The organism is Nocardiopsis salina YIM 90010 (assembly GCF_000341025.1).
Classification (GTDB): domain Bacteria; phylum Actinomycetota; class Actinomycetes; order Streptosporangiales; family Streptosporangiaceae; genus Nocardiopsis; species Nocardiopsis salina.
Map to the genome: position 1 here is coordinate 1 of NZ_ANBF01000071.1, position 9,103 is coordinate 9,103.

Consider the following 9,103-nt stretch of genomic DNA (forward strand, 5'->3'; position numbering starts at 1 on the left):
GCGGATCGCTGCTCAAGATCGACACCGGCGGCCAGGAGGTCATCGCACGCTCCTCCCTGCAGGTCACCGAGGGCGGCGGCATCGATCTGCGCATCGGCCTCAACATGCCCGGGCACGGCCGCCGCATCGACGGTCGCACCGCCGAGCGTGAGCTCTGCCGCACCCTGCCCGACCTCGTCGACGACCTCGACTGGGACGAGATCGACCAGAAGGACGCGGTCGCCTTCGCCGACAGCGTCGCCGACACCGTCGCCCTGCGCGACGCGCTGGCCGGGCGCGGCCTGGTCTCCTTCGTCGCCGAAGGCGCGATCCTGCCCCGGCGCAGCGGCATCAGTGACGAGCCGATGACCGACGGCGCGGTGCCCTTCGACTCCCCGGAGTCCCTGCGGGTGAGCGTCGACCTGCCCCACCGGGGGACCGTGAGCGGCATGGGTGTGCCCGAGGGCATCACCCTGATCGTCGGCGGCGGCTTCCACGGCAAGTCCACGCTCCTGCACGCCTTGGAGCGCGGCGTCTACGACCATGTCCCGGGCGACGGGCGCGAGCTCGTGGTCACCCGCGACGACGCCGTCAAGATCCGTGCCGAGGAGGGCCGCGGGGTCGAGCGCACCGACGTCAGCCCGTTCGTGCGCAACCTGCCCACCGGGTCCGACACCAGCGACTTCCGCACCGAGAACGCGTCGGGGTCGACCTCCCAGGCCGCCAACATCTGTGAGGCCGTGGAGACCGGGGCGAGCACCCTGCTCGTGGACGAGGACTCCACCGCCACCAACCTGATGATCCGGGACGAGCGGATGCAGCGCCTGGTGCACGGCGACCGCGAACCCCTGGTGCCCTTCATCGACCTGGTACGCCCGCTCAACCGGGACCACAAGGTCTCCACCGTCCTGGTCATGGGCGGTAGCGGCGACTACTTCGACGTCGCCGACCAGGTGATCATGCTCGACGCCTACCACCCGCACGACGTCACCGAGCGGGCACGCGAGCTCGCCCACGACCGCACCGACGCCGACTTCCACCTGCCGCGCGCCCGCGTGGTCGACCCGCGTTCGGTCGACGACAGCGGGAACAAGGGCCGTAGCCGCATCAAGCGCCGCGACATGGACGTGCTCACGTTCGGGGAGAGCGACGTGGACGTGCGAGGGGTCGAGCAGTTCGTCGACCCAGGCCAGATCATCGGCGCGGGCCTGGCCCTGAACCGGCTGGTCAAGGGCGGCCACCTGGACGGCAAGCGCACCCTGCGCGAGGCGCTCGACTCCCTCGACGCCGAGCTGGCCGAGCACGGTGTGACCCTGCTGGGCCCGGATTTCGGCGGGGACTACACGCTGCCGCGCCGGGCCGAGGTCGCCGCGGTCCTCAACCGCCTGCGCGCACTGCGGGTGTCCGAGATGCGCTGACCGGGTCGCCCGCCCTCGTGCGTACGTGATCCCGTGCGCGCGGGGGCGTGCGCACGCGCGCACGGGAACAAGTGGACCGGGCGCCGGTGTTCGCACATCCGGGGGCCTCGACCGGGCCCCCGGCCCCGCTGCCGGTGCGGGACCGGCCCCTTCCGTCCACAGGGCGCTCCTCCCGGGCCGAGCCGTACCGGGACACGGGGTCGGTATTGTGGACGAGCAGGGCAGGAACGCCCGAAGGCCCCCGGTCCTCCCGCGGCGGCTCACCCCCTGCCTCCCCGACCAGATGTGGAGACGAGTTCCCGGTGCGCGACCCAGCAGATCTGTACGAGATCCATCCCGGCTTCGACGACGTCCAGGGTCTGGCGATGCTGGTCTGCCTGGACGGTTTCGTCGACGCAGGACAGGCCGGAACCCAGATGTCCACGGCGCTGTTCGAGTCCCTGAGCGGCGAGGAGATCGCGGTCTTCGACACCGACCGCCTCGTCGACCACCGGACCCGCCGTCCGAAGATGACCTTCGTCGAGAACGCCTGGACCGACTACGCGCCGCACAGGATCGCCCTCACCCGGTACCATGACCTCGACCGGCAGCCGTTCCTGGTGCTGCACGGGCCCGAGCCGGACCTGGAGTGGGAGACCTTCTGTGCCGCTGTCCAACAGCTCGTGGAGCACTTCGGCATCACACTGTCGGTGAGCGCCAGCGGGATTCCCATGGCCGTGCCGCACACCCGCCCGATCAGCGTCACCCCGCACGGCACCCGCGAGGAGCTGGTGATCGGGCACAACAGCCCGTTGGAGGGCTCCTACGAGGTACCTGCGAGCGTGAGCGCCCTGCTGGAGTTCCGACTCGGGCAGGCCGGCCGCGACTTCGTGGGGTACGCCGTCCACGTCCCCAGCTACCTGGCGCAGACGCAGTACCCGCGTGCGTCCGTGGCGGCAACGGAGTTCGTGGCGGGCGCGACCGGCCTGGCCCTGCCCACCGAGGAGCTCGAGGAGGCCGCCGGCGCGACCGACGTGCAGATCGCCGAGCGCGTCGCGGAGTCGGAAGAGGTCCAGCGTGTCGTGGCCGAGTACGAGCGCCGCTACGACGCCATGATGAGCTCGCGGGGCGACGACCCCGGGGACCGCACGGTCCTCCCCCTGGCCGACGACGAGTCGGGGCTGCCCACCGCCGATGAACTCGGCGCCGAACTCGAACGCTTCCTCGCCGAGCGCGAGGGCGACGGAAACGGATGAGTGTGTTCTACCAGATTCTCTTCCGCTCGGCCCTGCGCCACATGGACGCGGAGACCGTCCACCACCTGAGCTTCACGGCCCTGCGCGCGGCGGCTGCCGTGCCCGGGGCCGCACCCGTGATGCACAGGTTCCTGGGCCCCCGTGAGCCCGAACTGACCGTGCACGCGTTCGGCCGGGAGTTCCCCGGCCCCCTGGGCCTGGCCGCCGGCTTCGACAAGAACGGGGAGAGCCCGCAGGGGCTGGCCGCGCTCGGGTTCGGGTTCGTGGAGATCGGGACCGTCACCGCCCACCCCCAGCCCGGGAACCCCGCGCCGCGCCTGTTCCGTCTGGTCGAGGACCGCGCGATCCTCAACCGCATGGGCTTCAACAACGAGGGTTCGGCACTGGTGGCCGAACGCCTGCACCACATGGAGGGGTCGCGCCCGCTGTTGGGCGTCAACATCGGCAAGACCAAGGTCACGCCCGAGGAGGAGGCGCCGGCGGACTACGCGCTCAGTGCCCACCGGCTCGCCGAGTACGCCGACTACATGGTCGTCAACGTCAGCTCGCCCAACACCCCGGGCCTGCGCGACCTGCAGAGCGTGGAACGGCTCCGCCCGCTGCTGCGGTCGGTGCGCGAGGCCCTGGCCGAGTCCGGTCACGCCGACCTTCCGCTGCTGGTCAAGATCGCCCCGGACCTGGCGGACGAAGATGTCGACGCCGTGGCCGACCTCGCGCTGTCGGAGAACCTCGCCGGGGTCATCGCGACCAACACCACGATCTCCCGTGAGGGGTTGGAGGCCGAGGCAGAGACCGTCGCCGAGCTCGGCCCGGGCGGGGTGTCCGGTGCCCCGCTGAAGGAGCGCTCCCTGGAGGTTCTGCGCCGTCTGCGTGAGCGGGCCGGAGAGCGCCTCACGCTCGTCGCGGTCGGTGGGATCGAGACCGCCGACGACGCCTGGGACCGGATCCGCGCCGGGGCCACCCTCGTGCAGGGGTACACCGGTCTGATCTACGGCGGTCCGCTGTGGCCGCGCCGCCTTCACCGCGGCCTGGCCGCGCTCGTGCGCTCGGCCGGATACCGGTCGGTCGGCGACGCCGTCGGCGCGGACGTCGACAGCACCGCCCGGCGCCCCGCCGATCCGGTGCACTGACCCGCCACGCACCACAACGGCCCCGCACGCGACGGGGCGGGCTACAAGTGATCCTCGCAACACCCTGGGGCCGGGGGTCGCGGGGATCGTGGACCTCGAGGCGATCGAGGCAAGGTTCTTCGAGGCACCGGACCGGGAGGGCGGCAGTGCCTCGGGGCACTCGTGGCCCTCCGGGGGTTACGGCGCGGGGGAGGCGCCGAGGCCGCCGGGCGGGTAGCTCTCACCCGGCTCGGCGCCGCCGAGCGCCTGCGAGACGGAGACGAACTCGTAGTCCAGTGCCTTCAGCTCTTCGATGAGCTCCGGGGCAGCCTCCAGCGTTGTCTCCAGCGGGTCGTGCAGCAGCACGATGGTGTTCGGCTCCGCACCGGTGACCACGTTGTCGACGATCTCGTCGGCAGGCACGTCCTGCCAGTCCTCACTGTCGACGTTCCACAGGATCTCGGCCATGCCCTGCTCGCCGATCTCCTCCAGCACCGCGTCGGAGGAGGCGCCGAAAGGCGGACGGAACAGCTCCACCGAGTGCCCGGTCTGGCGCCGCACCATCGCACTCACCGCGGCGATCTGCGCCGGGAGCTCCGCCTCGGTGAACTCCTCCGGCATGTTCTCGTGCAGGTCGTTGTGGCTGGCGACCTCGTGTCCCTCGGCGTAGATGCGCCGGATCGTCCCGGGTTGCGACAGCGACGGGTTCCCGTTGAGGAAGAACGATGCCGTCACGTCCTCCTCGTCGAGCAGGTCCAGCAGCTCCGGAGTCTGCTCGTGAGGACCGTCGTCGAAGGTCAGAGCGATGCAGCGCGTGCCGTCCTCGTAACAGTCCACGTCGGGGTCCTCGGCGCTGACCACACCCGGCACGGGCCCCGGCTCCTCCGCTTCGGGATCGGCGTCGGCCACGGTGAGCTGCTCCTGCTCCGACAGCGAAGCCTCCCGCGCACGCTGTCCCAGGTCGGACAGCAACGGGTCGACCTCCTCGGAGTCCAGCACCGCGCTCTTGCGCCCCGGATCTGCGGAGGGCACGTGCCCCTCCTCGGCGGGGGAGAGGTGCCCGTCGTCGAACTCCACGACCAGGTCGCCATCGTCGTTGAAACCCATCGAGTCGTACAGCCCCAGCACCGGTCGGAGGGCCTCGGCGTCCACCTCTGCGTCCTCGGCCAGCTGTTCGCGTACCAGGCCGTTGACGGTCTCCAACGCCTCGTGGTCGGCCAACAACTCGGTCGACCACGCCGTGTGCCCGGCCCCGGCGTCGTACCAGTGGGTGCTGTAACCCTCACGCAGGCCGTGCATGTCCTCCTCGCTCTGCACCAGCCGCACGCCCAGCACGCCGGAATCCGCGGCGATGATCTGCCAGTCGACCGACAGCGACACCGGGTCGCGGGTCCCGGCCCGGAAGTCGGCCACGTCGTCGTCGATCCGCTCGGCCAGCCCCTCCGAGAACGGCTCGGCCCCCTCGAACTCGGGGTAGGTGACGGAGATGTCCACACCCTCGGGCACGTACGGGTGGTCGTCGAAGGACTCGGCGTCCCCGGTCCGCACCGTCACCCCCTCGTGGTCGGCGGAACCGGGCCCCTCTTCCCCGGTTCCGTCGACCAGGACCGCCATGGCGTCGGGCTCGTCCGCCACCGCATCACCGGTGTCGCAGCCGGCCAGGGGCAACAACAGCGCTGCGGCGGCCACGCCGGGCAGCCAGGTGCGCCCCGGTCGGCGTCCGGGGACGGGAACGGCCTCGTTCTGGTGGGCTCTGGTCGACGACAAAACCGGACTCCTCATCCCTCGGAGCGGACGCTCGCTCGGCTGCTGCGAGCAACATAGTGGACCGGCCCCGGCCGACCCGGGTGCTGTCCACATGTGGTCACCTCACACGGGCGGCCCGCACGCGTGCCTCAGGCGTCCCCGCTGTCGGCACCGTCATCAGCGTCCTCTCCGGAGTCCTCCTCGGGGACGCCGTCCTCGTACTCCTCACCGGGCTCCGTCTCACCGAGGAGCTGGGTCACGGTGACCATTTCGACCCCGCGCGAGTCCAGCTCGCGCACGATCTCCTCCGAGGCCGTGATCGTCGTGTCGTGGATGTCGTGCATGAGGATGATCGCGCCGTCCTCGGCCCCGTTCAGCGCCTCGTCGGCGACCTTGTCGGCCTCCCGGTCGCGCCAGTCGTTGGTGTCCACGCTCCACAGGATCTGGGCCAGCCCCATCTCCTCGGTCACCGACGCCACACCGGCGTCGGTGGCGCCGTAGGGCGGACGCATGAGGTCCATGTCGTAGCCCGTCTCCCGCAGCACCAGTGCTTGCGTGGCGCTCAGGTCCCGTTCGGCCTCTTCGGCGCCGGCGCCCGTGAGGTCCGGGTGCGTGAGCGTGTGGTTGGCGAGCTCGTGCCCCTCGGCGTAGGTACAGCGCACGGTCTCGGGGTGCTCCTGAACCGGCAGCCCGGTCACGAAGAAGGTCGCGCGGGCGTCGTACTCGTCGAGAGTGTCGAGCAGATCGGGGGTGCCGCCGCCGGGGCCGTCGTCGTAGGTCAGGGCCACGCACGTGGTCTCGGTGTCGGCGCAGTCGACGCTCTCGTCCACCGGGTCGATCGTGCCGGGCGCGGCACCGGGGGAGTCGTCATTGCCTGCGTCGGGGGTGTCGGCGACCTCGAAGGTGTCCACACCCACCGTCGCGGCCTCGTGCACGCGGGTACCCAGGTCCGACAGCAGCGGCTCGACGTCGGAGTGGTCCACCACGGCGTGCACCCGGCCCTGCCCGGCGGGCGCGACCTGGCCTGCGTCGAACTCCACGACCAGGTCACCGTCGGGGTTGAAGCCGATCGAGTCGTACAGGGCCGAGACCGGGTACAGCCCGGAGACCTCGTCGGCGCCGCCCACCTTCTCGTGCACGAGCGTGTTCAGGGCAGACAGGGCCTCCTGGCCGTCGAACAGGTGCGCGGACTCGTGCACCTGCCCCCGCTCGGCGTCGTACCAGTACGTGGCGTAACTCTCGCGCTCGCCCTCGGAGTCGGTCTCGGTGGCGGTGACCCGCACCCCGACCAGGCCCTCGCGGGCGGCGGTCAGGTTCCACTCGGCCTCGTAGGAGTCGGCACCGGGATTGGCGTCGTCGAACGCGGCGATCCCGGCGGACAGCTCGTGCTCCAGGTACTCACCCAGCGACTCCGCGCCGTCCAGCTCCGGGTAGGTCACCGAGGTGCTCACCGGTCCGTCGTATGCGAGCTCCTGCTCCTCGAGCCCCTCGACCGCGCCGGGGTCGACGACCGTCTGGCCGTCGGGTTCGCCGTCGGCCGGGGGAAGGTCTTCCTCCTCCTCGCCGGGCAGCTCGTTCGCGCTCTGGGCGGTGTCCGCGGTGAGCAGACCGGGCGGCCGGGTCGCCATGAGCAGGAGTCCCAGCAGGAGCGCGAGGGCCAGCGCGACGGTGACGAGAGGGCGGTCGGGGGCCATGGTCGGAAGGGACCGCTTGTTCACCAGTCAAACTCCACGTTCTACGTCCTGCGTGCGCCAGGTCGAGGGGGGACACGCCTCCCGTGCGCCACGCTCACGACCGGGGTGTGCGGGGCCGGACGTGAAAAGGGTGGTCAGAGCCCTTCCGAGAGTCCTTGCACACACCGGGGTTCAGGGGTTGTCAGGGCCTTCCCTATACTCGCAGGTGTGGATGGTACACACGCTGCTCCCACGTCGACGGGGTCGATGTTTCGGGAACGGTGTGTGTCGCAAGAGGGAACCCGGTGAGATTCCGGGACTGCCCCGCAGCGGTGAGTGGGAACGAAAGTCGCCATCAGCACTGGGGAAACGCCCGACAGGGCGCGCGAACCGGGAAGCGGCGGCCAGTAGGCCGACCGGTGTACGGACCGGAGACGCCCACGAGTCCGAAGACCTGCCTCCACCCGGCGGTGCAGACGCTCCGCCGGTGGTCCCGTGCCCCGAGGGAGGGCCGACGGACAGTGGGTACATGCCCCCTTGACGGGGTGCATTCGGCGTACCCGCAGGTCCGCTGTTGCTTCCTCGAGGCTGGTACCCGGCTTTCGACGAGGGAGAGAAGCTTCCATGACCACCGACACCACCTCTTCCGGAGCCTCGGTCCGCTCGACCGTTCACGGCTACCCGAGGATCGGGCCCGACCGTGAACTCAAGCGCGCCACCGAGGGCTACTGGGCCGGCAAGGTGAGCGCCCAGGAGCTGGACACTGTGTCCGCCGACCTGCGCGCCGCAGCCCTCACCCAGCTCCGGGACGCCGGGGTGGACGACCTGCCCTCAAACTCCTTCTCCCTGTACGACGGCGTTCTGGACACCGCGGTCCTGTTCGACCTGGTGCCGTCGCGGTTCGAGTCCCCCGCCGCCGCGGGGGACCGGGAGGAGTTCCTGCGCCGCTACTTCGCGCTGGCCCGCGGCGAGCAGGGCACCCCGCCGCTGGAGATGACCAAGTGGTTCGACACGAACTACCACTACCTCGTGCCGGAACTGTCCCCCAACGTGCGCCCGCGGCTGGTCGGTGACAAGCACGTCGCCGAGTTCCGCGAGGCGCTGGAGGCCGGACACAAGACCCGTCCGGTCCTCGTCGGCCCCCTCACGTTCCTGCTCCTGGCCAAGACGGCCGAGGAGGCCCCCGAGGGCTGGCAGCCCCTGGAACTGCTCGACCAGCTCGTGGACGCCTACGCCCAGCTCCTGAGTGACCTGGCCTCCGCGGGCGCGACCGAGGTCCAGATCGACGAGCCGATCCTGGCCACGGACGAGGGCCGGGCCCGCCTGTCCGAGCTCGAGCGTGTCTACGCGCATCTCGGCGGGCTGAAGGAGCGCCCCTCGCTGCTGGTCTCCACCTACTTCGGTGCCATCGGCGCGGACGCGCTGCGGGTGCTGAAGGCCTCCCCGGTCGAGGCGGTCGGCCTCGACCTGGTGACCGACAACGAAGGCGTCGACGATCTCGTCAAGGTCTCCGGGCTGGGATCCACCCGCCTGGTCGCCGGCGTGGTCGACGGCCGCAACGTCTGGCGTACCGACGTGCCCGCCACCCTGGCGACCCTGGGCACGCTCTTCGGTCTGACCGACGAGCTCACCGTCAGCACGTCCTGCTCGCTGCTGCACGTTCCGGTCGACCTGGACGCCGAGACCGAGATGGACCCGAAGTTGCGCGGGGCGCTGGCCTTCGCCAAGCAGAAGGCGGCCGAGGTCGCGCTGCTGGGTCGCGCCCTCTCGCAGGGCGGCGATGCCGAGAAGTCGGGCGACGGGGCGGAGATCCCCTCCTTCACCGACACCCGCGTGCGCGCCCGCCTGGAGGCGCTGGGCCCGGACGCCACCCGGCGCCCCGACGACCGCCGGGTCACGTCGCCGGCGACCCTCACCACGACGACCATCGGCTCCCTCCCCCC

At 71.2% G+C, this 9,103-nt stretch carries 5 protein-coding genes, 1 pseudogene and 1 riboswitch; of the genes and pseudogenes, 4 read left to right on the forward strand and 2 right to left on the reverse strand.

Annotated elements, in window-relative coordinates; genetic code table 11:
* From D474_RS0106985 to D474_RS0106995, 3 genes are all read left to right on the forward strand, one after another.
* A partial coding sequence (locus D474_RS0106985; protein ID WP_017612863.1) for an ABC-ATPase domain-containing protein occupies window positions 1-1,397 on the forward strand: 1,397 nt, incomplete at its 5' end.
* Window positions 1,398-1,699: 302 nt separating this feature from the next.
* Entirely contained in the window at window positions 1,700-2,632 is a 933-nt protein-coding gene (locus D474_RS0106990) for a proteasome assembly chaperone family protein (RefSeq protein ID WP_017612864.1), read from the forward strand.
* Window positions 2,629-3,762, forward strand: coding sequence for a quinone-dependent dihydroorotate dehydrogenase (locus D474_RS0106995; RefSeq protein WP_017612865.1), 1,134 nt, complete (start codon window positions 2,629-2,631; stop codon window positions 3,760-3,762). The genes D474_RS0106990 and D474_RS0106995 overlap by 4 nt, the downstream gene beginning before the upstream one ends.
* Before the next feature lie 177 nt (window positions 3,763-3,939).
* On the opposite strand, the gene D474_RS0107000 is transcribed toward D474_RS0106995, so the two are convergent.
* Window positions 3,940-5,508 (reverse strand): polysaccharide deacetylase family protein, encoded by a 1,569-nt coding sequence (locus D474_RS0107000; protein ID WP_017612866.1) that lies wholly within the window; start codon window positions 5,506-5,508, stop codon window positions 3,940-3,942.
* A 128-nt stretch (window positions 5,509-5,636) separates the two neighbouring features.
* A complete protein-coding gene (locus tag D474_RS0107005) occupies window positions 5,637-7,181 on the reverse strand; it encodes a polysaccharide deacetylase family protein (protein WP_040703130.1) in 1,545 nt (514 codons plus the stop codon).
* Between the two features lie 223 nt (window positions 7,182-7,404).
* Window positions 7,405-7,636: riboswitch (cobalamin riboswitch) on the forward strand.
* Between the two features lie 148 nt (window positions 7,637-7,784).
* Between D474_RS0107005 and D474_RS0107010 the strand changes: the two are divergent.
* A pseudogene (locus D474_RS0107010) lies at window positions 7,785-9,103 on the forward strand (5-methyltetrahydropteroyltriglutamate--homocysteine S-methyltransferase); the annotation flags it as partial.

Bases quoted from the DNA above. Each gene is read 5' to 3' on its own strand.
- D474_RS0106995 (WP_017612865.1), top strand. From the start codon at position 2,629: ATGAGTGTGTTCTACCAGATTCTCTTCCGCTCGGCCCTGCGCCACATG.
- D474_RS0107005 (WP_040703130.1), bottom strand. From the start codon at position 7,181: ATGGCCCCCGACCGCCCTCTCGTCACCGTCGCGCTGGCCCTCGCGCTC.